Raw genomic sequence first — 25952 nt, forward strand, 5'->3', positions numbered from 1 at the left:
AATTTCAGGTCGCGTGATTTAACCGCGAGGCGGTGCAGTGCGAAGCCGGGTATCCCGCAGGGGGATACCGGCCCGGCTCGCGGCCAGTCGCAGAGCTCAGTCGGTATCGCCGTTCATGCCCAGCTCCTTGAGCTTGCGCGTCAGCGTGTTGCGCCCCCAGCCGAGTAGCTCGGCGGCGTCACGCTTGCGCCCGGCGGTGTGTTTGAGGGCGATTTCGATCAGCGCGCGCTCGAAGGCGGGCACGGCCTCGCTGAGGATTTCACGCTGACCGGTGGCCAGCGCCTGGTCGGCCCACAGGCGCAGCGCTTTCTGCCAGTCCTGCGGCACCTCGCCGCCGGCACCGGTCTGCTGGTGCAGTTCCTGTGGCAGGTCTTCGATATGTACCTCACGGCCGGAGGCCATCACCGTGATCCAGCGGCAGGTGTTTTCCAGCTGGCGCACATTGCCGGGCCAGTCGAGCCCGGCGAGGTATTCCTCGGTTTCCTTGAGCAGGATCTTCGGCTCCACCCCCAGGTCCTTGGCGGCGCTGTTGAAGAAGTGGTGCACCAGCCGCGGAATATCCTCGCGACGATCGGCGAGGCGCGGGATATGGATGCGGATCACATTGAGGCGGTGGAACAGATCCTCGCGGAATTTATGCTGTTCTACCAGCCGTTCCAGGTCCTGGTGCGTGGCGGCGATGATGCGCACATCCACCTTGACCGGCGTGTGACCGCCGACGCGGTAGAACTCGCCATCGGCGAGGACGCGCAGCAGGCGGGTCTGGGTTTCGGCGGGCATATCGCCGATTTCGTCGAGAAACAGGGTGCCGCCATCGGCCTGCTCGAAGCGCCCGGCGCGCTGGGCGCTGGCCCCGGTGAACGCGCCTTTCTCATGGCCGAACAATTCCGATTCCATCAGGTCTTTGGGAATGGCGGCCATATTCAGCGCGATAAATGGCTTGTCGCGGCGCGGGCTGTGATTGTGCAGTGCCTGCGCCACCAGCTCCTTGCCGGTGCCGGATTCGCCATTGATCAGTACGGTGATATTGGAATGGGACAGGCGGCCGATCGCGCGGAATACTTCCTGCATCGCCGGCGCTTCACCGATGATTTCCTTGCTGCCGTTGGCGCTGTCAATATTGACCGGCTCCTCGCCCTGCTGTTCGCTGGCGTGGGCGAGAGCGCGGCGGGTGACCGCCACCGCCTCGTCCACATCGAAGGGTTTGGGCAGGTATTCGAAGGCACCACCCTGGTAGGCGGCGACGGCGCTGTCGAGATCCGAGTGCGCGGTCATGATGATGATCGGCAACGTCGGGCGCTCGGACTGGAAACGCTGCAGCAGTTTGAAACCATCGGCGCCGGGCATGCGGATATCACTGATCACCACATCCGGCGAATCACTGTAAAAATCATCGAGCGCACGGTCGCCGTTTTCAAAACACTTGGTCTCGATCCCGTCCCGGTTGAGCGCGCGCTCCAGAACCCAGCGGATCGATCGGTCGTCATCAATAATCCAAACGCGATTGTTCATGGTCTCGTTTCCAATAGGCCTTATTCTGTATAGAGGGGCAGATAAATCTGAAACACGCTCTGCCCGGGGCGGCTGTCGCATTTGATCAGGCCGCGGTGCTGATTGATGATGTTCTGCGAGATCGACAGGCCCAGGCCAGAACCTTCGGCGCGCCCGGAAATCATCGGGTAGAAAATCCGCTCGCGGATGTCCTCGGCAATGCCCGGGCCGTTGTCCTCGATTTCGATCCGGCACACCAGCGGGCAGTGGCGCCGGCCGATGGTGAACTGGCGCTGGATGCGAGTGCGCAGCGTGATAGTGCCGGCCTTGAAGCCGATGCTCTCGTCGATGGCCTGCATGGCGTTGCGGGCAATATTCAGCAGCGCCTGGATCAGCTGTTCGGCGTCGCCGGGAATATCCGGAATCGACGGATCGTAGTCGCGGCGGATCTGCAGCTCGCCGTCGCACTCGACGTCGATCAGCTGCGCCACCCGTTCGAGCAGTTCGTGCACATTGGTGGGCTGCAGCTCGGCGGGCTTGCGTGGGCCCAGCAGGCGGTCGACCAGATTGCGCAGGCGGTCGGCCTCGTCGATGATGATCTGCGTGTACTCTGTCAGTTCCTCGTCGGGCAGCTCGCGCTGCAGTAGCTGCGCCGCGCCGCGGATGCCGCCGAGGGGGTTCTTGACCTCGTGCGCCATGCCGCGCACCAGGTTGCGGGTGGTTTCCTGGGCACTGATCAGCGCGTCTTCGCGCGCAATGCGCAGCAGCCGATCCATCGACTGCACCTCCACCAGCAGCAGGCCCAGCTCCAGTACCGGGCTCACCGAGTAGTCCACCGTGCAGCGCTCGAGATTGTGCAGGCGCCAGCTGGCGCGGCGCACGGTGTACTTCTGGCCAGCGTCGAGCGCACTGCGCATGGCCCGCTCGGCATCGCTGGATTCGAACACCACATCGCGCAGCGGCACACCGCTGACCCGCGCGTTGGAGGCGGCGAGCAAGTCTTCGGCGGCGGAGTTCAGGTAACACAGCCGGAGGCCGTCATCCAAAACCAGTACCGCGGCGGTCAGGTTGTCCAGCAGTTGGCGCAACTGGCGGTCGTTGAGCATCTGATCCCTTCCGGTAATGGGCGCCGCCCGGCGGCGCCTGTCGGTTCTTTCAATCACAGTGCAAGAAGCAAACCAAAATGGCGCACGGTTGCGCTGCCGCTTGCCCCCGGGGCCGGCAATTGACCCGCTACGGGGCGGAATCCCCGGCGGCTCCCGATTTCGTGATCTCAGGCGCCAGCGGCGACGCGCAGTTTGCGCAAAAAGCGGGAGCGGCACGGCGCCAGCGGAGCGACCTGGTTCAAGCCACTGTCGGGCGCACCATTATGGTGCATTGATCAGAAAAGCGCCAGCTTGATGGTCAAGGGCGGGGAGGAACCGCCGGCGCCGCGAGGGCGCCGGTACGACAGGGGGCGATAAAGAGGGGGGCTCAGTTGTAGCTGCTGCGCTTGCGCGGCTGCTTGGACGGCTTCAGGCCCGGGGCCTGCGGCGCCTTGGGTGCCGGCTGGGCGCGCGGCGCCGGGTTGTCCGGCAGGGTGCCACCGGGGCGCTTGACGTAGATGGTGATCGCCGGCGACTGCGCGAGAACATTGCCGCCGGGATCGGTCAGCACCGCCTGCACGCTGTGGGTACCGCGCTCCAGCGCGGAGATATCCAGGCTGGTGCCACCGGACCCGCCCTGCCAGGGCTGGCCATCGACCACGGCGTAGAACTGGGAGCCGGCCTCCGGCACCGGATTGACCGCCACCTGCAGCACGATGGAGCGCTGCCCCGGCGGAATCGTGGCGCCGTCTGCCGGGTTGGTGATGGCGATACTGTAGGGCCCCTGGTACTGGTCTTTGCGCTGGTCCTTCTTCTTCGGCGACAGCTTGCGCACCGGCAGGGGCTTGGGCAGCGTGATCGGCTGCACGTTGGTGGGCCCAACCTCGACCTTTTCCGCCTTGCCGTCGCCCACCGGCGGGGTGTCGGTAAATACGATACTGCCGTCCGGGCCGACAGTCTTGTAGATGGTGTGGCCGTCGGACTGGACCTTCCGGGTATTCGGGTCGTAGCCGGTGTCACCGGCCAGTGCGGCCTGCGGGGCAAGGGAAGCGAGCGGTACCAGGCAGCACAGAGTGATGAGCAGTTGACGCAGTTTCATCGGTCCTCGATCGCGGCCGCGGGCCGCTCCTAGCAGATATTGGCGATAGCCTATCAATAAAAGGCTAGCCCGGATATTGCACCAGGCCGCTCGATACCAGAATCGGCTGTTGATTTTTCCACAGGCTTTAACGCGCCATACAGAATTCAACGTGTCACCGGCCCCACGCTGGCCGCGCTCTCGCTTGATCTCTGCACGTTCAGCACATTTTTGCGGCTAAACCATGCCACAAGCATGCATATACGCCGCAAAAATGCACTGAACGCACAGATCTCGGCGCAATCATCGCGACCCCTGATGCAAAATCCGGGCTGGCCCGGATATCGACCAGTGCCGCCGCCGCAGACCCTGGAGCGGCGCGCCAGGCGATACCGCCGGGCAAAAAAAACCCGCACCAGGTGGCGCGGGCTTTTTCTGCGGCGGCGTCGGACGCCGCACACAACTTCCGACAGGCAGCCGGAAGCGACTGCCGTGTTATACGGAGTAGTACATGTCGAACTCGACCGGGTGCGTGGTCATCGCCAGGCGCTCGACTTCCTCGCGCTTCAGCTCGATGTACGCATCGATCGCGTCGTCGGTGAACACACCGCCTTCGGTCAGGAAGGCGCGGTCTTCGTCCAGCGCGTTCAGGGCCTGTTCCAGGCTGGAAGCCACGGTCGGGTACTCGGCCAGCTCTTCCGGCGGCAGGTCGTACAGGTCCTTGTCCGCGGCATCGCCCGGGTGCAGCTTGTTCTTGATGCCGTCGAGGCCGGCCATCAGCAGCGCGGCAAAGGCCAGATACGGGTTGGCGGTCGGATCCGGGAAGCGGGTCTCGATACGCTTGCCTTTCGGGCTCGGCACGAACGGGATGCGGATGGACGCGGAGCGGTTGCGCGCGGAGTAGGCCAGGATCACCGGCGCTTCGAAGCCCGGAACCAGACGCTTGTAGGAGTTGGTGGACGCGTTACAGATGGCGTTCAGGGCGCGCGCGTGCTTGATCACACCGCCGATGTAGAACAGGGCGGTTTCAGACAGGCCCGCGTAGGCGTCGCCGGCGAACTGGTTGACGCCGTCCTTGCTGAAGGACTGGTGCACGTGCATACCGGAACCGTTGTCGCCAACCAAGGGCTTGGGCATGAAGGTGGCGGTCTTGCCGTAGGCGTGGGCCACGTTGTGCACCGCGTACTTCAGGATCTGGACTTCGTCCGCCTTCTTGGTCAGGGTGTTGGCGCCAACGCCGATTTCACACTGGCCGGCAGTACCCACTTCGTGGTGGTGCACTTCGATTTCCAGGCCCATGGCTTCCATGGCGGAACACATGGCGGCGCGGATGTCGTGCAGGGAGTCGACCGGCGGTACCGGGAAGTAGCCGCCTTTCACACCCGGGCGGTGGCCGATATTGCCTTCGCTGTAGGTGCTGCCGGAAGACCAGGCCGCTTCTTCAGAGTTGATCTTGTAGAAGGCGCCACCCATTTCCGCGCCCCAGGTGATGTCGTCGAACACGAAGAATTCCGGCTCCGGGCCGAACAGGGCAGTGTCGCCCAGACCGGTGGACTTCAGGTATTCCTCGGCGCGCCGGGCGATGGAACGCGGGTCGCGCTCGTAGCCCTGGCCGGTGATCGGGTCGACGATGTTACAGCGCAGGATTACGGTGGCTTCGTCGGTGAACGGGTCGAGGAAGGCGGTTTCGTCGTCCGGCATCAGGATCATGTCGGATTCGTTGATGCCCTTCCAGCCAGCGATGGAGGAACCGTCGAACATCTTGCCTTCTTCGAAGAACTCGCCGTCCACTTCCTTGGAAGGAATGGAAACGTGCTGTTCTTTACCCTTGGTGTCGGTGAAGCGCAGGTCTACCCATTTTGCTTCACTCTCTTTGATCAAACCGAGCGTTTTCGCTGACATTGCTGTCCTCCAGGTCTTGGAAAGTGGTGTGTTCGCTACAGCCCTTCAGGTGGCGTGTACTCTTTCTTAGCGGTGTCCGGCAGCGCACCGCCTCGAGATGCTGCCGGAACCTCTGTTAGCCCAAGATAAAGCAAGGAATGTGCCAAATTGGGGCAGAGACGCCGCAGGGCGCTCCGGGCCGGGCATGCACCAGAACGCGTCGTCACGGGGAGCAGAATAGGGTCAAAGCGGCGCGGCGACCAGACATGAATGCACCAAAATGACGCCGGCGTGACCGCCGTGGCACCAAAACTGTGCACAACCATCCGGGCGCCGCCTAGTTTATAATGCGGTGTTTTCCATCAACCTGTGGTATCTGTCGAAATCCCATGCACTTTGTCGTCAAGTTCTTTCCCGAAATCACCATCAAGAGCAACCCGGTGCGCAAGCGCATGTCGCGCCAGCTCGCCGACAACCTGCGCGCGCTACTGAAACAGGTGGACGACCGCATCAAGGTGCGCAAGGACTGGGAGAAGATCGATGTGATCGCCCCCGACGCCGTCGCCCACCTCGGCGAGCGTATCGAGGAGGTGCTGGCGCACACGCCGGGCATCGCCAACTTCGCCCGTGTCAGCCAGTTCCCGCTCGGCGACCTGCAGGATATCTACGAGAAGACCAAAGCCGTGTGGGGCGAGCAGCTCGCCGGCAAGACCTTCTGCGTGCGTGCCAAGCGCACCGGCAAGCACGCCTTCAAATCCCTCGACGTGGAACAGTTTGTCGGCGGCGGCCTGAACCAGCACACCGACGCCGCCGGCGTAAAGCTGAAGAACCCGGATATCACCGTCAAGCTGGAGATCCGCCACGACAAGCTGTACGTGATCGAACAGCTGCACCAGGGCCTCGGCGGTTTCCCGCTCGGCACCCAGGATCCGGTGGTGTCGCTGGTGTCCGGCGGTTTCGACTCCACCGTGGCCAGTTACCTGACCATGAAGCGCGGTATCCGCACCCACTTCGTGTTCTTCAATCTGGGCGGGCGCCAGCACGAGCTGGGGGTCAAGGAAGTGGCCTTCTACCTGTGGAACAAGTACGGCGCCTCGCACCGGGTCAAGTTCGTCTCAGTGCCGTTCGATGAGGTGGTTGCGGAGATCCTCGAGCGGGTCGACGACTCCTACATGGGCGTAACCCTGAAGCGCATGATGCTGCGCGCCGCCAGCGCCGTGGCCAACGAGCTGGAGGTGGACGCACTGGTCACCGGCGAGGCCATCGCCCAGGTCTCCAGCCAGACGCTGAAGAACCTGTCGGTGATCGATCGGGTCACCGACACGCTGGTGCTGCGCCCGCTGATCACCAGCGACAAGGGCGACATCATCCGCACCGCGCGCGAGATCGGCACCGAGGAATTCGCTGCGAACATGCCCGAATACTGCGGCGTTATCTCGGTCAAACCGACCACCCGCGCGAAGATGGAAAAGGTGGAGAAAGAGGAGCTGCGCTTCGACTTCGACATCCTCGACCGCGCCATCGCCAACCGCCACATGCAGAATATCGACGAGGTGATGGACGACCTGGAAGCGGAGACTCCGGAGCTTAAAATCGTCCCGGAGCCCGGCGACGCCGTGGTGATCGATATCCGCCACCCCACCGAGGAGGAGGTGGACCCGCTGGAGCTGGAAGGCACCGAAGTGGAGGCCATCCCCTTCTACCGCCTCAACACCGCTTTCGCCGAGATGGATAAGGACAAGCGCTACCTGCTCTACTGCGCCCGCGGCGTCATGAGCAAGCTGCACGCCTCGCACCTGCTGGATGCGGGTTACCACAACGTGGGCGTGTTCCGGCCGGAGAAGCCAAAGCACTGAGCCGGCGCCCCCGATTCAATGCGAACACCAACAAAAAAACCCGGTATCCATACCGGGTTTTTTTGGGGGTATAGCGGATTACCGCTGTTGGGACTTTCCCGATCCAGAGAAATTCTGATTGAGGGTGTCAGTGTTCGCTTGGCTCGTCACCTTCGCACGCTGCTGAAGACCCTTTTGCCTTGTCTTTGACGTCTCCCTCGCATTTATCCGCTTCGAAGTAAAACTGATAACGCCACTCCTGCTCGGGCCAGGACTTTTCGGAGGGCACAAACTGCCAGTTTTGGATCGCGGCAAGGATCGGCGGAGCAAACACCTCGACCGCTTGACTGGTCTTGTCTTTCAGGTGCACTTCCGAAACGCTACCGTCGCGCTCGACGGTAAAGGAGAAGTACAGCGCCCCCTCCACCTTGTCCTCGAGCGCCTGCTCAATGGCTTCGTTTTCGGACAGATCCGGGCGTTCGTAGTACCAGAATGACAGACCCTTCTCGCGAAATTCTTTCTGTTTTTTCTCGCGATAGGCATTTTTCTCCGCATTGCGGCACTCACTGAACCGGTCAAAACCGCTGCAATCCGGGCGCTGCCAGTCCAGGCTGAACGCCTGGCTGGCAACCAGCAGGGACACGGCTGCAATCATCGACTTAACCACGCGGTGCCTCCTCGTAGTAGGTGTAATCGAGGCCATCGGCGCCTTCCGGCACACAGTCTGCCGCCGGCGGATCGGTGGGCTTGCCGTCGCCAATATGACGATTGAAGAAGTCGAGCATGCGACAGTAGATTTCCATCTGGCTGTTGCGCTCGTGGGCACCGTGGAATGCGCGCGGTGCGACCAGCGTCTCCAGCGGATGGTTCTGCTTGACCAGCGCATCGCGCATTGCATAGAAATGCTCGATCGGTACACGAATGTCGCGGGCACCCTGGATCAGGAAGACCGGCACCTTGATACGATCGGCATTTTTTGCCGGTGAACGCTGGCGGTGTACTTCCGGATCGGTGCCGGTGGCTTCGGCTAGGTATTTCTGCCCCGCCTTGCGCAGGCGGATATCACCGTGGGTGCTGAAGATACTCATGTCGTATACGCCCACATAACCGATGCTGCACTGGTACAGGTCCGGCTCCTTGGTGACTCCCATCAGGGAAGCGTAGCCACCGTAGGAAGCGCCGTAGATGCAGATGCGATCCGGATCCGCGATACCGGAGTTGATTGCCCAGTAGGTCGCGTCGGTCAGGTCGTCCTGCATTTCCAGGCCCCAGTGGCCATACCAGTCGTACAGGAAGTCGCGACCATAACCGCCAGAACCACGATAGTTCACATGCATCACCGCATAACCGGCGTTGGCGAACAGGATGCTCTCCTTGTTGTAGCCCCAGTAATCGCGCGGACCGTGCGGACCACCGTGAGGCAGAACAATCAGCGGCAGTTTTTTCGGGTCCTTGTTCACCGGCAGGGTGATGTAACCATTGATCTCCAGTCCATCGCGTGCCTTGAAGCGCAGCGGATGGGTCGTCGGCATCTTCGCTGGATCAATCCACTCGGCCTGGTTGGCGAGGAACTTCAGCGTGCCGTCAAACTGGTTGTAAATATAGTAACTTCCCGCACGGCGGTCATCGCGCGCGTGCACCACCCATTCGTTGCCGTCGCTGGTACGATTCACGATCTGCACGTACATATTCGGGAAGGTACCCTGCAGTCGCTTGTGCGTCTTGGCATAGTGGTTGTCTTCGTCGATGTAGACCACTTTCGGGTAGTCGTAATTGATCAGCGCACCCCAGGGATTGCCATCGTCATCGTAAAAGATCCTGTCGTAGTCCACGTGCGGGTGACGGTACACCAGCTTTTTCTCGCCGGTTTTCACGTTCACCTTGTAGAGCCCCTTGGTGGGTGCCTCGAGGGTGTCCTCGTACCACATCCAGTCCTTGTCTTTGCTCCAGGCCAGAGGCTCGAAGTAGCCGTTTTTATTGTGGAAGACAGATTCATCCCAGCCATTGGCTGAATTCCGGGCGGCAACCACGGTGGCATCAAAGTCGTCCGGCAGTTTGCCCACCCAGTGGCTGATTTCACCCTCCTTGTCGAATACTGCCCGGCCCATGCGGATCGGCGAGCGCGCAACGCGCTGGGTCGTGCCGGTGTAAATATCCAGTTTGTAGATATACTTCAGCGGAAAGGACAGGGCCGAGCCCGAGGGATATACCGCTACAAGGTAGTGCCGGTTATCCAATTTTCTCAGCAGCTGCGCGCCTTCGCCGCCGCCGTAGTCGCTGGTACCGTGCCACACGATCTCCTTGCGCGAGCCATCGATATTCATTGCCGCAATCTGCGAGGTGCTGGCATTTTCGGACACGGCCGACTTCATGGTAAAGGCAAACAGCACGCGCTCCTTGTTTGCCCAGCGGATATTGGAGATACCCACATCACCGGCCATTTGCAGGGTGGCGTTCACTTTCATGGTGCGACGATCAATGATCACCGCATCGCCCAGGCCATCGTCATTCACCTTGGCTGCAGCGAAATACTTGCCATCCGGGGAAATGCGCAGATTGGTATAGGCAACCGGGCGGAAGATATCTTCAAACGGAACCGGCATTTCACCCAGGCTGGAGAATGGCGCTGCCGTCTCGGCGTCTTTTGCGGCTGCCGGCAACGACGCGGCTCCCGCAACTGCGACCGCGCCGGTCAACAGGGCGGTGCTTAGCATTTTTATGATTTTCATCACTTAACTCCTGTAACCGGCACCCTGCGGATGCCGGTCGACACATCAGCAGGGTCTCAGTTACTCAGGAAGTAGCTGAAAGAGAGATTTACATTGCGTCCCATCGGGCTCTGGAGGTGGCTCCAGTAGTAAGGCCAGTAGGGATTGGTCTCATCGGTAATCGGCATGGCGTTAGTCAGGTTCTGGATCGTCAGGCCCAGATTCATGCGTGCACTTGCCTTGTAGTTTACGGTGAGGTTCGCGGTGTAATACGGCTCCAGCTTCTTGGTGCCGACAAAGTTGTCCACACGGCCCTGGCGCTGAATAAACAGGCCCGCACCAATCGAGCGGAACCCGTTCAGCGGGTTGCTCCAGCTGAAATTCAGGCTGGTGCGCGTGGCCGGCAAAGACTGGCCCGGCTGGCCATTACGCAGATCGATCGGCTCATCACCGGCAAACTGCAGCCATTCGTGCGACAGCGTATTCACATAGTTCATACCCATGCCAAAGCGGCCAAACTTCGCCGACTCAAACGACGTGGACATACGCACGTCGAGGCCCTGCAGCTCGCGATACTCCTGGTTCTGCGGCTCGATAATGATGGTGTCGACACGACCGGTTTCGTCGCGAATGATCCGGTCATTGACGTCCTGACAGAATTTACTGCCACCCGGCAGGCCGCCAGTCGCGCACTGCCACTCGTTAGACATGAGGCCGAAGGCGCTCTCGGTCAGCACCAGGTCATTCAGACGCACCTTGTACCAGTCCGCGGACAAATTGACATGGTTGGTCGGGTTAAACACGATACCGAAACCAATATCCTTGCCCTTTTCCTCGTCCAGCTCCTGGCTGCCACGACGGATGGAAGTCACGGTGTAACCGGGGCAGACGCCGGTAAAGTTTTCACCGTCATAACAATCGCCACCCAGCAGGTCAGTGATTGACGCGAAGCCGGTAGATTCACCGTAGATATTGAACATATCCGGGGCGCGGAATGTCTGTGCCAAGTGGCCGCGGAACTTCAGCATATCGAACGGGCTATAGACGAACTTCATGGTGGAAGTACTGCGGCCGCCAATAGCACTGGAGTCGTCATAGCGGTCCATACGGGTAGCCAGGGTCAGCTCCAGATCCTCGGTCACCGGCACCAGGAACTCGGCGCCGATCGCAGTGCGATCGCGGCTGCCATTGGCCTCGATAGCACCCACATTCAGCCAGCCATTACCGTTCAGGTTGCGCGAGCGCTCATCCGGGTCGATACCGGTACTCTGGCTCGACCAGTCGGCGCTGATCGCCACGGTGACCGGGTTGTACAGCACGCCGAAGTCACTCAGGTCCCCAACCACCTTAGCAGTCAGTGACTGTGCGCTGGAGTCGGCAAAGGTCGTGGCGGTTCCCATCAGCGCTTCACGATCCTGCGAAGCATCGCGGAAAATATTGTCGACCAGACTGTTGTCATAGAAGTCGTTGTCGACCATATACGTATTCGGGCCCAGCTCGGTGTAATCACTGGCGCCATCCAGGATCCAGTCGCGCAGCACTTCTTCACGCAGCGCTGCATATTTTTGCGTCACGTTGAAGCGCGCTTTCGAATAACCCAGATCCCAGTTCCAGGTGTTGCCGCCCAGCTCGAGGTCACCCTGCACGCCCAACATCACGGTCCACATCTCCTGGTCATAGGTGGACTCGGTGTTACCCAGGTCGTGGGCGAAGCTGCGGGTGATGCTGGCCCCCTTGTTGCCGTCGGTGTTCATCACAAAACCCGACCAGCTGTTGGCCGGCACGGAACTGGCCACGTCCTGCTTGGAGGTCAGCACGGTGGCGAACGCGCTGATGTTGTCGGTTAACTGGTAGCGGCCGTCGACAAACATGGAAGTGCGGTCCACCTGGGACGCCATGGCAATCCCCGAAGAGGCGTCGTAATTACACACCGTGCGCCCGTCGTCACCGTAGGTCTGAGTGGTGATCAGGCCATTGGCTTCACAGCTATAACCGGCGGGCGAGGCCGGACCGCTATTCGCTGTATTGACCAGGTCCTGCCGCGACACGGAAATACCGCTGACCATGAACTTGCGATCATCCAGAAAACTGACGTCGTTGGCGTACACCGGCTCGGTGGACAGGTTCTCCAGGCTAAAGGTGACGGAGCCGCGCTCAAATGCCTTACCGGTGGTGAAGGAGGTCGTATTGACCATGCCATAGCCTTCTTCGTAGATACCGGTGGTGTGCGACACCATGGTCTGTTCCATGTCACGCTTGGTAATCAGGTTGATTACCCCACCCACCGCATCGGAACCGTAAATGGCCGAGGCGCTGCCACTCAGCACTTCCACGCGGGAGAGCGCCGAGCTGGGTATGGTGCCGAGGTCGACACCGTTCTGCTCGCCGCCAAACGGCAGCGGGTAATCGGCAATACGACGCCCATTGACCAGTACCAGAGTGCGGCCGGCACCCAGGCCGCGCAGGTTCGCTTCGCTCGCGCCCACGGTAAATCCTGACAGCAGGTTGCCGGCATCGCCTTCGCGGTAGCCGCTGTTTTCCGACAGGGAGTCGATCACATCCGCGACAGTCAGCAGGCCTTTTTCTTTCATTTCCTCTTCGCCGATGACCGTCATGGGGTCCGGTCCGTCGAACGAGGTGCGCGGTATCAGCGAGCCGGTGACCTGTATGGTTTCGATAGCCTTATCGCTCGGATGAATGACCAATGCATCCTCTGAATAAGACTTCTCTTCGGCTTTTTTCTGCTCTTTGCTTTCGCTTTTTTGCTCCTTGCCCTGCTGCTCCTCCGCAGCCAGCGGCATCGACGCAACCAGCCCCAATAGCGCTGTCGCCACGCACATGGAGAGCCTATTTTTCTCAAACATATTCTTTTCCTGTGGGCATCCGCCCAGATGAAAATCTTCGACATAGGGGGCGCAGCTGCGCCCCCTGCCAACGCGGTTTACAGGTTGCGGGTGATAGAGAAGCTGGCGCTCAGGCCGTTCTTGTCCACGTCACCGCTGTGAACGCCCAGACCACCTTTAACGGACCAGGTGCTGAACCGGCCGTCGACACCGAAGTCGAGGTTGAAGCCCTGGCCGGACACATCACTGCTGAAAGCCACACCGTTGGAATAGAGGTCGTGATTGTTCGCATTTTGTGTGTCGAGCACGCTGACGGTTGCATAGGGCATGACCACGCCATCGCTGAACTTGAACGACTTGCTCAGGTTCATACCCAGGCGCGCGCGCTTGCTGTTGCCGAGATCGTAGGCATAGTCGAAGTTGCCGTCGGAAGAGGTGAACGCGTCCATCTCCACCTTGACGTCATTCCACTGCGCAAACGGGGTCAGCGCGATACCGGAATCCAGCACATAGTTCCAGCCGGCCTCCAGGCTGAAACCGTGCGCTTTACCGCTAGTATTGCCGCGGGAGCCAGCGGCACTGACGAACGCGTCGAAGTCGACCTTCTGGTAGATGGCGCTGGCGTAGAAGTCCGCCATACTCCAGGTACCACTGAGGGCCAGCGACTTGGTATTCAGCGCCGAGGAGGATTGCTGTTCCATCTGCGAACCGTCGGCCGAGCCGTAGCCCACGATCGGGCTGACAGACAGCCAGCTGCCGCCGAGCTTGGTGGAGTAAGTCGCACCGACCATGGAGCCACTCAGCAGCTGGGTGAAGCCCAGCTTCTGCCCGGCCACATCGCCCTGGCTGTCCACATCGCTATCGGTGTGGAAGCCGGTGGTCCACATCTGGAATCCGGCGACGCGACCATATTCCGAAGCGTTGACCGCGCGCTCGCTATCCTGGAAGGCTGTGGCGGAGCGCATCCAGAATCCTTCCGCCAGGTGGGAGACAGAGCTGGCCGCTGCGCCCAGGTTGGAGAGGCCGGACGTGTAGGCGATCACCCAGTTGCCGTTGGCGTCCTGCTGCATCTCTGCATTCACGATGGTATCGGCAAAGTCACCACCCAGCCCGGCCAGCACCACGTTATCGAGCTTCTGCTCGCCGTTCACAGTCAGGATCTCGGCGGTCTGCTGGCCCTTGCCCTGGTCGAGCACATTCATGCCGACGCGCAGGTTGGAGGGCTTGGTGTCGCCGGCAGCGTTGAGCTGTTCATCGACGGTCAGATCGCCATTGATAACGATACTGTCGCTACCCATGGAGCTGGTATCCACCAGCAGCAGGCCGTTGTTGCCCTGTACGGTCGTGAAGTTCACGTCGCCATTGATGGTCAGCGTATCGCCGATAGTGCCGTCCATGCTGGAGATGGAGACATAGCTTTCACCGGAGGAGTAGTTCTGCATGACACCTGCAGTGCCCAGGTCGATGACGCTCTCGCCGGAGAAGGCGATATCGCCGAACACATTGCGGAAGGTGTTGACGCCTTCGCCCATATCGATGGAGGCATCGTTCAATACAATACGGCCGGCACCGACGGCATAGCCGTTTTCGTCAGTCTGTACGGCGTTGTACAGCAGGTCGTCACCGTTACCCATCACGATGGAGCCCTCGATCACGCCGGAGTTGATGATGCTCGCGGCATAATCTTCGGTACTCTCGATGGCGATACCGTTGTGCCCTGCACTGATGGTGCCCTGGTTCTGCACGTAACCGCCCAACTGACCGAGGACTTCTCCGGTTTCCGGATCCACCTGGTTGATAATCGCGGAGGACAGGCGCACCGCGGTGGAGTTGTCACCGGCGGAAATGGTGCCGGAATTCTGCACACGCGCGAGGACGCCGAAAGCCTGCGCGCCGATAGAGTCGTCACCGACACTGACTTGTCCGCTGTTGAACAGCGTCGCAAAGCGGTCACCGCGGGCAACCATACCGCTGGATGAATCACCGGTTGTCACGATACCGGCATTCTGGGCATTCGCAGATTGGCCGATAGCGACGAGACCAGCAGTATCCGAACCGAGACTGATGGAACCGGTAGCCTGCTGTATGGCATAGGCGGTCACCGCATTGGCGTGAACACCGATCATCTGGTCACCACCGCGGATTTCCCCGGCGTTGACCAGCACATGCATCAAGCCGGTGGCATTGCCCGCAGCGGAAGTGGCCGAGCTCATGCCGGCACCCGCCTTAATCAGGTTTGTATCCTGAACATGGCCACCACCCACAGTGATGCTGCCGCTGTTATAGGCCATGGCGGTATAGCCATTCAGGAGAATGCCAATCGAGTTGTCGCCGGTATTGATGATGCCGCTGTTGATTGCCGAGGCAGTAAAATCGTGACCAAACTCATCGGAAATGAACGCACCGGTGGTAAACGCATTGCTCGCTACCATCCCTATGCTGCGATCGCCCGAATTGATTTCGCCGTTGTTGACTGCGGTAGCATAGGCATCGTGGCCGCCACCGGTGACACTCGTTACACCGTGAGTCAGGCGTCCGTGGTCACTATCGAGGGGAGAATCCGCGGCGAGAATGATGTGACCATCGCCCACGGTGACCACACCATCATTCACGACGGTACTGGAGCCGTGGAAGCTCTGCGATACCAGACCGTCGCCCATATCGCCCGCAGTCACTGTTCCGGTGTTGAACAGGTAGTGGTTCGCCAGCCCTTCAATGCCAAAGTTGTTCAGCTTTACACCGGCAGAATTACTATTAAAGGCGCTGTAAACCGGGGATACGGCATGAATACCATCACCCACGGAAATATCGCCGCTGTTCTGCACCACAACATCGCCGTAGCGCGCGCGTACTTCAATACCGCTAGAGAAATCGCTAAGCGCAATATCGCCGCTGTTAACTACGCGAACATTGGATAGTTCGACACTCTCGTCGATCTCGATCTTGTTGTATTCCCACACCTCGTCCAGCGCAATATCACCCGCGGCATAGGCTTCCATATCCGCCTCGTGACGCGCGTAATTGCTGGCGTTGATATGGTCGACCACGCCCTGGCCGTACTGGGTGAACTTCACGCTCGAATTCTGGAAGTTGGCGTTGTGCGCGCTAACCGAAATACCCGCTGTAGTCAGCGGAATCGCGGCAACCGTACCGGCTTCGCCGTATTCGATCAGCTCACTCGAATCATTGAACGCCTGAATCACGCCGTCGTTGATCACCAGGGTATCGTCATTGTGGAAGCCGCCAAACGCGTCTGCGGTTGCCTGATCGGCGGCGTTACCACTCAGCTCCACGTCATCGCCGAAGTGCTGGCTGGCAACCGTGATCCCCGCGCTACCGGCGCTGTTCAGGTTGATGGCGCCACTGTTGTATATCTCGGTCTTTCCCGCCCCCTGACTGACGATGCCGCGACCGAGGGTGCCGACATCAATGTCACCGCTGTTGACGATCGCGGTATCGCCCAGGCCAACGGCCTGGATACCCACGCCGAAGGTCGCGTCTGACATATCGATATTGCCGCTGTTGCTGATGGCGATATCGCCTTCATCGTCAAAGTAGCCAGTCGCAGTCCACTGCACATATTCCCGATAATGCTTGGTCTGCACCTCGGTGTATTCCCCGGTCGGTGTCGGAAAAACGATGGAGCCACCCATCACCGCTTGCAGATGGGTGTAATAGAGGCCCGTCGGCATCTCCGCGCCGAAACCGAACAGTTCCTTTTGCTCGGTGGAGTTGAAGTCAATCGTACCTTCGCCCCTGGCGACCTCACCGCGGAATTCCTCGCGGTTGCTCAGGCCATATTTTACATTGAGTTCGTTGGCTTCACCGCTCTCAACGTAATAGGCGTCGCTGCGCTCATAAGTACAGCCGCGGAAGCAGTATTCCTGCTCTTTCTTGGCTTCCAGATTTGCCGAGGTGGAGGCGTAAATACCTGTACCACCGGCACCTTCAGCGACGGAAATATCACCGGAGTTGACAATATCGATGCGCTCGCCGGAGGGGTTTTCAGCCTTGATGCCGGTGCCCGCGGCACCAACGCTGATATTGCCGGAGTTCTCCACGGCGATAACGCTGTCTGTGGTATCGACGGTGTTCGCGGTTACGTCGTATTCGCGGACAAAGTGCGAATAGCTCGGCGGTGTAACGCCGCCGAAGAAACTGCGTTGCGCCTGATTGTATTCGGTCGCATACGCCTGACTGGCGGTGTAGTGATAGGACACACCGGAATATTCGGTGACGATCGCACTTTTTGCGTGAATGCCAATGGAATTATCGCCGGTGGAGATATCGCCGCTGTTGGCAATGGCAATATCGCCATCGACAGTTTCCACAACGATACCCTTGGTGGTATCGCCCGCGGTAATTGTGCCTTCATTCTTGACGGCGATATTGCCCGAAGTGCTGTTCGCAGCGATGCCGGCCGCATACACGGTTGCCGACTTGATATCGTCTTCACGCAAGCTGACTTGATCGCGACCGCCGTACACACGGGTGTCGAGAACACCGTCGCCATCAGTATCGATATTTGCAAAGCTGCCCGTCGCGTTAATCACCCGGTAATCGGAGTAGTAGGTAATGGAACCACCGCTACCGGCGGTGAGGTCACCGGTGTTGGTAATCGCGATATCGCCCGCTTCGGTTTCCGCAGAGAGTATGCCGATGGCACCACTGCCGAAGGTACCCTCGGGTGCCGAGATAAAGGTGAGATCCTCTACCGGGCCGGCGCCCGCATTGTCGCGGTCGCCATAGTCGGCGGAAGACGGGTCAATGTTGAGGTAGGAATCAAATTCCTGGTTGGTGATGTGGTGGTCGAAATCTTTTGCATCGCCAACGGCATCGCCATTTTCATCGATGGCGACCGAGCTGCCCCACCAGTAGCCGCTGTTCTCGCCCGCAGTGCGCCGCCAGATGCGAATGCCGTGATTTGGCTTGCTGACGATGAGCGAAGGGTCCACCTCGATGTCATTTTCACCACTGTTGGCGATATCACCGTGGTTCTCGATCGTTACCGAACCCATCGACTCTGCGCCGGCTTCTGCGGCAGTGACGGAGGTAACGGCAATTCCTGATGCGGTGCTGCCCTCGGCGACCACAACGGAAATGTCGCCCGCGCTGAGAGTCGAGTCACCGGTGGTAGCATCCACCACAGTCATGTCCGCAACGTCGAACTCGATACTCGCGTCGAAGGCGCCGCTACACAGTGCGCTGCCGGTATTTTCGATGGTGGTTGGATTACAGCTGCCCACCTGTTGTGCGTAGGCGTTATGGCCGGGCGCACCGACTGCAATGGCAGTGACCGCAGCAGAAGTAAAGAGAGCAGTACGAACCGCCGAGGTCAGCCGGCTCGGCGCGCTTGGAAAGCCTTGTTTAACGGCCATAAAGTGTTTCCCCCAAGAGAAAATTATTCTGTTTGCACGTTTATTCAAATTTTTCGACGGTTAGATGAAACCACGCCGGTACTCAAGCGCACCAAGGGATTCACGTAACAGTTTGTCAGGGGCGACTGACGTCAAATGAAAAACAAGGCGGCACCTAATGCCAAAAAACAGATGGGAGTCAGATGGGGTTACAGCCGCGATCGTATTCTGGCGACATATGCAGACGACCTGGACGCCGGTGGATTATTTGGTAACCGGTAGACTGGCCGGATAAAAATTCCAGCCATTACATTTTTGTAACGAATTGTGACTATTTTGCCCAACTCATAGTGACGGACTTGGCAAACGTGATAAAAACGATAGAAAGCAATGTCAGCTCTCGACCTGAATAATAACGATGTACACAAGAATCAGAGCAGTCCTGCTCGCGCTCCTCGCGCAGCTCAACAGCGTTACCGCGACCGCCGCCCCCACTGAAGATGCCCCCACGTGGGAGTTCGGCATCGCGCTTGGCGCCGGTGTGCTGGAAAATCCTCTTGCCGACCACGAGTCTGGCGAAACTTTTTTCCTGCCTTCATTCAGTTACTACGGCGACCGCTTTTTTGTCAGCAATCTGACTGTGGGTTACGCACTGGTTGAGAACGAGAACTTTTATGTCGATCTGGTCGCGCGACCGAACGAAGACGGCCTCTATTACAAGCTGGATAAAGACGCCGTCACCACCGGATCACTGACTTCCTATTTGACCCATCTCAGTGCCCCCGAGGTCGGTGACATTGATCGCGATGTATCGGTCATGGGCGGCCCGAGCTTCACCTGGGTAAACGACTACGTCGATGTGTCCTTTGCCTGGTTTCACGATATTTCCAACGTGCACCAGGGCACCGAGACACACCTCAGTCTGGACAAGCGATATCCCCTTCTGGACGGCGCCATTGGCTTGAGCCTGGGCGCGACACAGAAAGATGCCGACCTGGTGCGTTACTACTACCATTTTACGGATTCCGAAGCGGGTGTTTTCGCGCCGCGCTACGCCCGGTTATTTCCGGCTGGGGATGTGACCGATCTTTATGCGCGGGTGCATTTTTCCTATCCGCTGAGCAAGCGGTTTGAACTGCGCCTGGCCGCCCGCTATAACCATCTTGATCTGAGTGGCAGGAATCCGCGCTTTATCGATAAGCCCGAAACCCTGAGCTGGTTCGCCGGCATCCAGTACACATTCGGAGGGGAGTGATGAAGAAATCACTCCTGCTTCTGTTCGCCGTTCTATCTGCCCCATTGGCCGGGTTCGCAGCGGAACTGAGCCTGACACCGTCACTCTGCGCCATCGACGCCAATGAAACGCGCTGCGACATTTCGGTCTCTATAACGTTCGCTGCGGATGACAATCAACGCTACTGCCTGGCAATTTCCGACCGGGGCTTGATCCGTTGTTTTGCCGGTAACCGCCTCCGCGATATGCACGTGTATATCGCCACTGATAAAAGCCTGGAGTTCCTGATAACAGAAGGCGACAGTGGCAATCAGGTCGCCAGCAAGATTCTCAAGGTCGCCCGCTACCGGCCGAAACGGCACCGGCGGCGCTACGGTTGGGGGCTGTTGTGAGTCAGGCCGAGGGTTATCGCATTCTGCTGCTCGAAGATGACGCGCAGCTGGCCATGTTGATCGGCCGCTTTCTGACAGAACGGCGCTGTGCAGTGACCCACACCGCCAGCGGTACCGAATTCCTGAAAGCCCTGCACCAGCGCGAGTTTGACCTGATTCTCGCAGATGTAGTGCTGCCGGATGCCAGCGGATTTCAGCTGCTGGAGCGCTGCCGACATCAGCTTAACTGCCCACTGATCTTCCTCAGTGCCCTCAGCGCGGTCAAAGATCAGGTCAACGGCCTGGAGCTGGGCGCGTGCGATTACCTGGTGAAACCCGTGGATCCGGAGCTGCTGTGGGCAAAAATCGAGGCGAAACTTCGCCACGCGCGGCGGCCGGCCGCGGCCAGCGATATCTGTTTCGGCCCGCTGCAGGTTGACCTGGAAAGCCGCGAGGCGATGGTCGGTGGTGAAGCGCTGCCGCTGACAGCGAATGAATTCAACCTGCTGCTGATCTTCGCCGAGCAGCCGACGCGGCCACTCACCCGGGAATACCTGTTTCGCCGGGTCGTCGGTCGGGAGTTCGACGGGCTGGATCGGGTCGTCGACATGCGGGTCAGCCGACTGCGCAAAAAACTCGACAGCATCACCGGTGGGGTGGTCATCCGCTCCATTCGCGGTCGCGGTTACGCGCTGCATACCGCCAGCAGCCAACGCTGATGCGCCTGCAGTTACTGCGTTTGCTGGGCAGTATGGCCCTGGCACTGGTCATTGTATTCACGGCGATCAGCGCGCTGCGGGAAATCTATGCCGACTCGCCAGAAGACTACGTGATCAGTGCCACCCAACTGGCAAAGGCGCTTGAGCGCGGCGATACGCCCCTGGCGCAAAGCTACCCGATAAATGCCATTCATTTTCCGCACGAACTCAACCACCGCCTCGCGGCCGGCGATGTCGTGGGTCTGGAGACCGGCGATGGGCAAATCCTGTTTTACCGACTGACCGATAAGGGCTTCCTGCAGATGGGCCCCTTTGCCTACCAGCCGGCGGAGAGCGTCATGCACTGGCGTCTGCTGTTGGTCGGCACCGTGATGATCGCGCTGCTACTGTTGATCTGGCCCATGTTCCGGGACCTGAACCGGCTGCAGAACCTCGCCATCCGTTTCAGTAAAAAACCGTTCAAGATGCCCGCCCAGATCAAGCGCCGCTCCACCATTTATCCACTCGCGGAAACCTTCCGGCGCATGGCCAATATCGTCATGGGCTACTGCCAGATGAACCAGGATCTGGCGCGCACCATCGCGCACGAAATCCGTATGCCGCTGGCGCGCATCAAGTTCCAGATGGCGCTGGAAAAGTCCAGCAACGACGGCGCCCGGGTGATTGAACAGGCAACACGCGATATCGAGCAGATGGTGGACAAGTACCTGAGTTTTGCGCGGGTGGAAATCAACGAGGAGTTCATTGTCCGCAGCGAGCAGTCCCTGGAAGATTTTTTTGCCGACCTGGGCTCCACCCTGGAAACCCAGTGTCCGGAAATGCAGATCGGTTTCTACTTCCCCGATGGCGCGGCCTGGTTCGAACCGGACTCGCTCACCATCGCCATCCAGAACCTGGTCGTCAATGCGAGTAAATACGCGCGGGATCGCGTGGATCTGTATTTCGAATACAGCGAAACGGGCTGCACCCTGTCAATCGAGGACAACGGTCCGGGCCTCGGCGGCGATGCGCTGGAGCTCACCGACGCCTTCAGCCGCGCCGCCACGGACGACCAGGGGTATGGTCTGGGCCTGTATATCGTCAAGAAGGTCATGATGTGGCACGACGGCGACCTGCACATGGACCGCTCACCGAAGCTCGGCGGCACCCGCGCCACTCTGCGCTGGCCCAACTGCGCCTGAGTCGCGCGCGATCGATCCAATCCGACAGCGGAAAGCCCCTGCCAGGCTGTGCGTTGCAAGTATCGGGGGAGCAACGCCCTGGCAGGACGCGGGTGTGTTGGGAAGGGCGGGTAGCGAGGGGCGGGTAAAGAGGGGCGCCCGCGAGCGGGGCACCCCGGCGGAGGACCGGATCAGGCTGGCGCAACCCCGGTGGCATCTTCGAAGGTCACCATGCTCAGGTTTTCCTTGCTCTGCTGACCGATACCCATGGGGCAGCGCACGCCGGGCAGCACGGTGAGGTCGAACAGCTCACTTACCGGGCCGTCGAGACGGATCCAGTGTTCCACATTGCCGCTCTGCAGGTTGATAAACTGCACCCCGCACCAGGCCTCGGAGTCCTTGTCGGCCAGGTTCTGGTCCAGCTCCAGACCCTCGAAGCGCTCATAGCGCGGCTTGGACAGGCCAACGATGGCGTAGTCGCCGTGGATGGCGAGGCCGCGCATAAAGCCGGGGCAGAAGGTGTGCGGAACAAACGCCTTGTGCTTGAAATCGACATAGCCCAGGTAGCCGGTGCCGCTGTTCAGCACCCACAACTTGCCGTTTTCCCAGCGCGGCGAGTGCGGCATGGACAGGCCTTCGCAGACGATTTCGTCGGTCTCCACGTCGATGATCACACCGCCGTTATCGCGGCGCTCGCGCCAACCATCGATGGTGTCGGATTTGCACACCGCGGTCACGTATTTGGGCTTGCCGTCCACCATCGCCAGGCCATTCAGGTGGCAGCGATCCTCCGCCACCAGTTTGGAGATAAACGGCGGCTTCCAGATGGCGCGGAAGCTGTGGTTCAGGCTCAGCTCCGCCAGGCAGTTGTATTTGGTGTTGATGAAGAGGATCTTGCCGTCCTTCTGGATGCCCAGCTCGTGGATATCCACCTCGCCGGTAAACTGGGCGTTGCGCGGCACGTAGCAGGCATCGAACATCTTGTTGGCCACCTGCCCGGGCTGCAGCACGTTTTCGAACCGCCACACCTGGTACAGGCCACCCATATAGATGCGTTTCTGGTTGCCGACGATACCCATGGCGCGCTGGAAGATGCGCTCGTGGAACGACAGCTTGCCCCCCGGTTCCGCACCGACCATATAGACGCGGCCGGACTGGTATGAGGTAAACGCAATCGACAGCTGATTCTGGTGCAGCCAGTTGGCGAGCCCGCCGGAACAGGATTTGCGCACCGGTTCCACCGGCTTGCGCTCGGGCTGCTTGGCCGCCCTGGCGTCAGATTGAGGGGCGTCAGTTTGAGGCTCGGCCTCTTCATTATGACCGGCGGTAGGCTCGATGACCGCCTGGTCTTCGGTTTCTGCTGCTGTCGGCTCTGCTACTTCTGCCATGTTCATACCCATTGCATCTTATTGTCTGGTAGCCCCCTTAGCGGGGCTTCGCGGTGTGCTCGATCACACGGTGTAACCAGCACTGTAACGCGCGTATGCAGGGCGGAGAGCAGCGGGATTGTAACGATTTGTTGCGCCGAGTGCGGATACGCAGAACTCTTCACCAGAAGGCAGAACCCTGTTCTGGCAAAAATGGCTCAGAGAGGAAATGGTTGTCCTCCAGACACCTGTCCGACAGCCCTCTCCTAAGAGCCCTGGACAGCGCCAGCGTCGGTTTTAACTCCCGGCGCCGTTTTTTTAATCAAATTCCCTCCCAATTGTCACGCTTGGCCACTATAATCGCCGCCTTTGGCCGGAGTGCCGGCTGCCACAACTGTCAGTCATACCCCGTCCCAACCCCATTTCACGCGTTAGCCTAGAGGCCCCTTGTGATAGAGAAGTTGCGCAATATTGCGATCATCGCCCACGTCGACCACGGTAAAACCACCCTGGTAGACAAACTGCTGTCCCAGTCCGGCACCCTGGACCGCCGCGACGAGGGTGCCGAGCGGGTCATGGACTCCAACGATCAGGAAAAAGAGCGCGGGATCACCATCCTGGCCAAGAACACCGCGATCCGTTGGAACGACTACCGCATCAATATCGTCGACACCCCCGGGCACGCCGACTTCGGCGGTGAGGTAGAGCGCGTACTATCCATGGTGGACTCGGTACTGCTGCTGGTGGACGCGGTAGACGGCCCCATGCCGCAGACCCGCTTTGTGACCTCCAAGGCCTTCGAGCAGGGCCTGAACCCGATCGTGGTGATCAACAAGATCGACCGCCCGGGCGCGCGCCCGGACTGGGTCATGGACCAGGTATTCGACCTGTTCGACAGCCTCGGTGCCACCGAAGAGCAGTTGGACTTCCCGGTGGTCTACGCCTCCGCGCTGAACGGTATCGCCGGTCTCGACGACACCGATATGGCCGACGACATGACCCCGCTGTTCCAGATGATCGTCGACAAGGTAGAGCCGCCCAAGGTAGACCGCGACGGCCCCTTCCAGATGCAGGTTTCCGCACTGGACTACAACAGCTACGTGGGCGTGATCGGCGTCGGCCGCATCAAGCGCGGCACCCTGAAGCCCAACCAGCAGGTTGTGGTGCTGGACCGCGAAGGCAACTCGCGCAAGGCCAAGGTCCTGCAGGTCATGGGTTACCTGGGCCTGGAGCGCGTAGAAGTCGAGCAGGCCAGCGCGGGTGACATCGTGTGTATCACCGGTGTGGGCGATCTGAACATTTCCGACACGCTGTGTAACCCGGACCACCCGGAAGCGCTGCCGGCACTGACTGTGGACGAGCCCACCGTGAGCATGACCTTCCAGGTCAACGACTCGCCGTTCGCCGGTAAGGAAGGCAAGTACGTAACCAGCCGCAACATCAAAGATCGCCTGGACCAGGAGCTGATCCATAACGTAGCGCTGCGCGTGGAGCAGGGTGATTCCCCGGACAAGTTCAAAGTATCCGGCCGCGGTGAACTGCACCTGTCGGTACTGATCGAATCCATGCGTCGCGAAGGCTTCGAGCTGGGTGTATCCCGCCCGGAAGTGGTACAGAAAGAAGTCGACGGCGAGATCCACGAGCCCTACGAGGAAGTGGTAATCGACGTCGAAGAGCAGCACCAGGGTCCGATCATGGAAGAGCTGGGTCTGCGCAAGGCTGACCTCACCAACATGGAACCGGATGGCAAGGGCCGTGTGCGCCTGACCTTTATCGTGCCGTCGCGCGGCATGATCGGTTTCCGCAACCAGTTCCTGACCATCACCAGCGGCTCCGGCATCATGACCAGCATCTTCGACCACTATGGTCCGGTGAAGATGGGCGACGTGGCCAAGCGCATTAACGGTGTACTGGTCTCCATGACCAAGGGCAAGACCCTGGCCTACGGCCTGTTCGCACTGCAGGATCGCGGTCGCCTGTTCCTGGGCCATGGTGAAGAAGTGTATGAAGGCCAGGTGATCGGGATTCACTCCCGCGGTAACGACCTGGTGGTCAACCCCACCAAGGCCAAGCAGCTGACCAACGTGCGCGCTTCCGGCACCGACGATGCCCTGACCCTGTCACCGCCGATCCGCCACACCCTGGAGCAGGCGCTGGAATTCATCGAGGACGATGAACTGGTGGAAGTGACACCGGAAAGCATCCGGATCCGCAAGAAAATCCTGCAGGAAAATATGCGCAAGCGCGCGAAGAAGTAAGCGCAACTGCCAGCAATAAAAAACGGGCCCATCGGGCCCGTTTTTTATTGCAGCAAAGACTCCAGCCTGTCTCCCGGCTTATCGCCGTTCACTACCGTGCAGCTTCGATGCGAGTAATGACACCAGCTGCTCATACCGGGGGGCGCCACCCAGTTGTGGCACCAGCACGGCCAGCAGCACTAGCGCAAATGCGGACAATGCCAGTGCATCGGAGCCCAGCTGACCGAGGAAAAATAGCGCGATCTGTGCCAGCAAAAAAAGAATAGCGAGGACTCTGACAACAGCAGCCTGTTTAATCCTTCGCTCGGCTCTCTTTATGATTTGCACCTCTCGTTGGGTAAATTCCATGTCAGGACTCATTCTTGCTTCAACCTACGGCGCCCGACCCGGGATCGCCACGCGTGGCAGTGCTATCTGGCAGCTACTTTTGTGGAAGATCGTTACACAACTGGCAGGCGATGCGGTTCCTGTAATTCCTGATTCGCACAACCAGGAAAATGGTGGAGCTGATCAATGACCACAGTATGCCAAACTCGACGGCATACTCTATCTCCCTGCCTTTGAG

General features: G+C 59.8%; 17 protein-coding genes. 7 read left to right on the forward strand and 10 right to left on the reverse strand.

The genetic code is table 11. From position 1 onward, the window contains the following. Positions 1 to 96 precede the first annotated feature (96 nt). The 4 genes from glnG to glnA all read right to left on the reverse strand — a co-directional run bounded on the left by glnG (position 97) and on the right by glnA (position 5556). Complete coding sequence (gene glnG / locus ABDK11_RS18865; RefSeq protein WP_346838079.1) at positions 97 to 1512, reverse strand: nitrogen regulation protein NR(I); 1416 nt, start codon at positions 1510 to 1512, stop codon at positions 97 to 99. Positions 1513 to 1532: 20 nt separating this feature from the next. Beyond that, positions 1533 to 2597, reverse strand: coding sequence for a nitrogen regulation protein NR(II) (glnL, locus tag ABDK11_RS18870; RefSeq protein ID WP_346838080.1), 1065 nt, complete (start codon positions 2595 to 2597; stop codon positions 1533 to 1535). Positions 2598 to 2964: 367 nt separating this feature from the next. Continuing rightward, complete coding sequence (locus ABDK11_RS18875) at positions 2965 to 3675, reverse strand: DUF4124 domain-containing protein (RefSeq protein ID WP_346838081.1); 711 nt, start codon at positions 3673 to 3675, stop codon at positions 2965 to 2967. Between the two features lie 474 nt (positions 3676 to 4149). After that, entirely contained in the window at positions 4150 to 5556 is a 1407-nt protein-coding gene (gene glnA, locus ABDK11_RS18880) for a glutamate--ammonia ligase (RefSeq protein WP_346838082.1), read from the reverse strand. 368 nt (positions 5557 to 5924) lie between these two features. On the opposite strand from glnA, the gene thiI reads away from it, so the two are divergent. Next, positions 5925 to 7391, forward strand: coding sequence for a tRNA uracil 4-sulfurtransferase ThiI (gene thiI, locus ABDK11_RS18885; RefSeq protein WP_346838083.1), 1467 nt, complete (start codon positions 5925 to 5927; stop codon positions 7389 to 7391). 127 nt (positions 7392 to 7518) lie between these two features. Here the strand turns inward: thiI and ABDK11_RS18890 are convergent, their stop codons facing one another. From ABDK11_RS18890 to ABDK11_RS18905, 4 genes are all read right to left on the reverse strand, one after another. Beyond that, positions 7519 to 8037 carry a hypothetical protein gene (locus ABDK11_RS18890; protein WP_346838084.1) on the reverse strand — a complete coding sequence of 173 codons (519 nt, stop codon included), beginning with the start codon at positions 8035 to 8037 and terminating at the stop codon, positions 7519 to 7521. Next, the gene (locus ABDK11_RS18895) at positions 8030 to 10099 is read right to left on the reverse strand and encodes a prolyl oligopeptidase family serine peptidase (protein WP_346838085.1); all 2070 of its coding nucleotides are present in this window, start codon (positions 10097 to 10099) and stop codon (positions 8030 to 8032) included. Before ABDK11_RS18895 ends, ABDK11_RS18890 begins: the two co-directional genes overlap by 8 nt. 56 nt (positions 10100 to 10155) lie before the next feature. After that, complete coding sequence (locus tag ABDK11_RS18900; RefSeq protein ID WP_346838086.1) at positions 10156 to 12942, reverse strand: TonB-dependent receptor; 2787 nt, start codon at positions 12940 to 12942, stop codon at positions 10156 to 10158. 77 nt (positions 12943 to 13019) lie between these two features. After that, positions 13020 to 18299, reverse strand: coding sequence for an autotransporter outer membrane beta-barrel domain-containing protein (locus tag ABDK11_RS18905; protein ID WP_346838087.1), 5280 nt, complete (start codon positions 18297 to 18299; stop codon positions 13020 to 13022). Positions 18300 to 18696: 397 nt separating this feature from the next. Between ABDK11_RS18905 and ABDK11_RS18910 the strand changes: the two genes are divergently transcribed. The 4 genes from ABDK11_RS18910 to ABDK11_RS18925 are packed head-to-tail and all read left to right on the forward strand — an operon-like array spanning position 18697 to position 21783. Continuing rightward, positions 18697 to 19533, forward strand: a complete 837-nt coding sequence (locus ABDK11_RS18910; RefSeq protein WP_346838088.1) for a MipA/OmpV family protein — start codon at positions 18697 to 18699, stop codon at positions 19531 to 19533. Then, on the forward strand, positions 19533 to 19904 hold the full coding sequence (locus tag ABDK11_RS18915; RefSeq protein ID WP_346840218.1) for a DUF3019 domain-containing protein: 372 nt from the start codon (positions 19533 to 19535) through the stop codon (positions 19902 to 19904). Before ABDK11_RS18910 ends, ABDK11_RS18915 begins: the two co-directional genes overlap by 1 nt. Next, positions 19901 to 20602: a response regulator transcription factor gene (locus tag ABDK11_RS18920; RefSeq protein WP_346838089.1), complete on the forward strand. Its 702-nt coding sequence runs from the start codon at positions 19901 to 19903 to the stop codon at positions 20600 to 20602. The genes ABDK11_RS18915 and ABDK11_RS18920 overlap by 4 nt, the downstream gene beginning before the upstream one ends. Continuing rightward, positions 20602 to 21783 carry a HAMP domain-containing sensor histidine kinase gene (locus tag ABDK11_RS18925; protein ID WP_346838090.1) on the forward strand — a complete coding sequence of 394 codons (1182 nt, stop codon included), beginning with the start codon at positions 20602 to 20604 and terminating at the stop codon, positions 21781 to 21783. Before ABDK11_RS18920 ends, ABDK11_RS18925 begins: the two co-directional genes overlap by 1 nt. Before the next feature lie 170 nt (positions 21784 to 21953). Here the strand turns inward: ABDK11_RS18925 and ABDK11_RS18930 are convergent, their stop codons facing one another. Then, on the reverse strand, positions 21954 to 23150 hold the full coding sequence (locus tag ABDK11_RS18930; protein WP_346838091.1) for a TIGR03032 family protein: 1197 nt from the start codon (positions 23148 to 23150) through the stop codon (positions 21954 to 21956). A 428-nt stretch (positions 23151 to 23578) separates the two neighbouring features. On the opposite strand from ABDK11_RS18930, the gene typA reads away from it, so the two are divergent. Beyond that, positions 23579 to 25387: a translational GTPase TypA gene (typA, locus tag ABDK11_RS18935; protein WP_346838092.1), complete on the forward strand. Its 1809-nt coding sequence runs from the start codon at positions 23579 to 23581 to the stop codon at positions 25385 to 25387. A 78-nt stretch (positions 25388 to 25465) separates the two neighbouring features. On the opposite strand, the gene ABDK11_RS18940 is transcribed toward typA, so the two are convergent. Then, positions 25466 to 25735: a hypothetical protein gene (locus tag ABDK11_RS18940; RefSeq protein WP_346838093.1), complete on the reverse strand. Its 270-nt coding sequence runs from the start codon at positions 25733 to 25735 to the stop codon at positions 25466 to 25468. Here ABDK11_RS18940 and ABDK11_RS18945 point away from each other — a divergent pair. Beyond that, positions 25734 to 25904, forward strand: coding sequence for a hypothetical protein (locus ABDK11_RS18945; RefSeq protein WP_346838094.1), 171 nt, complete (start codon positions 25734 to 25736; stop codon positions 25902 to 25904). The genes ABDK11_RS18940 and ABDK11_RS18945 overlap by 2 nt on opposite strands. Positions 25905 to 25952: the final 48 nt, after the last annotated feature.

The organism is Microbulbifer sp. SAOS-129_SWC, from assembly GCF_039696035.1.
In the GTDB taxonomy this organism is placed as follows: Bacteria; Pseudomonadota; Gammaproteobacteria; order Pseudomonadales; family Cellvibrionaceae; genus Microbulbifer.

Excerpts from the sequence above, each read along its gene's own strand:
- glnG (WP_346838079.1), bottom strand. The coding sequence starts at position 1,512 with ATGAACAATCGCGTTTGGATTATTGATGACGACCGATCGATCCGCTGG.
- glnL (WP_346838080.1), bottom strand. The coding sequence starts at position 2,597 with ATGCTCAACGACCGCCAGTTGCGCCAACTGCTGGACAACCTGACCGCC.
- ABDK11_RS18875 (WP_346838081.1), bottom strand. The coding sequence starts at position 3,675 with ATGAAACTGCGTCAACTGCTCATCACTCTGTGCTGCCTGGTACCGCTC.
- glnA (WP_346838082.1), bottom strand. The coding sequence starts at position 5,556 with ATGTCAGCGAAAACGCTCGGTTTGATCAAAGAGAGTGAAGCAAAATGG.
- thiI (WP_346838083.1), top strand. The coding sequence starts at position 5,925 with ATGCACTTTGTCGTCAAGTTCTTTCCCGAAATCACCATCAAGAGCAAC.
- ABDK11_RS18895 (WP_346838085.1), bottom strand. The coding sequence starts at position 10,099 with ATGAAAATCATAAAAATGCTAAGCACCGCCCTGTTGACCGGCGCGGTC.
- ABDK11_RS18900 (WP_346838086.1), bottom strand. The coding sequence starts at position 12,942 with ATGTTTGAGAAAAATAGGCTCTCCATGTGCGTGGCGACAGCGCTATTG.
- ABDK11_RS18905 (WP_346838087.1), bottom strand. The coding sequence starts at position 18,299 with ATGGCCGTTAAACAAGGCTTTCCAAGCGCGCCGAGCCGGCTGACCTCG.
- ABDK11_RS18910 (WP_346838088.1), top strand. The coding sequence starts at position 18,697 with ATGTACACAAGAATCAGAGCAGTCCTGCTCGCGCTCCTCGCGCAGCTC.
- ABDK11_RS18915 (WP_346840218.1), top strand. The coding sequence starts at position 19,533 with ATGAAGAAATCACTCCTGCTTCTGTTCGCCGTTCTATCTGCCCCATTG.
- ABDK11_RS18925 (WP_346838090.1), top strand. The coding sequence starts at position 20,602 with ATGCGCCTGCAGTTACTGCGTTTGCTGGGCAGTATGGCCCTGGCACTG.
- ABDK11_RS18930 (WP_346838091.1), bottom strand. The coding sequence starts at position 23,150 with ATGGCAGAAGTAGCAGAGCCGACAGCAGCAGAAACCGAAGACCAGGCG.
- ABDK11_RS18945 (WP_346838094.1), top strand. The coding sequence starts at position 25,734 with ATGTCAGGACTCATTCTTGCTTCAACCTACGGCGCCCGACCCGGGATC.
- ABDK11_RS18940 (WP_346838093.1), bottom strand. The coding sequence starts at position 25,735 with ATGGAATTTACCCAACGAGAGGTGCAAATCATAAAGAGAGCCGAGCGA.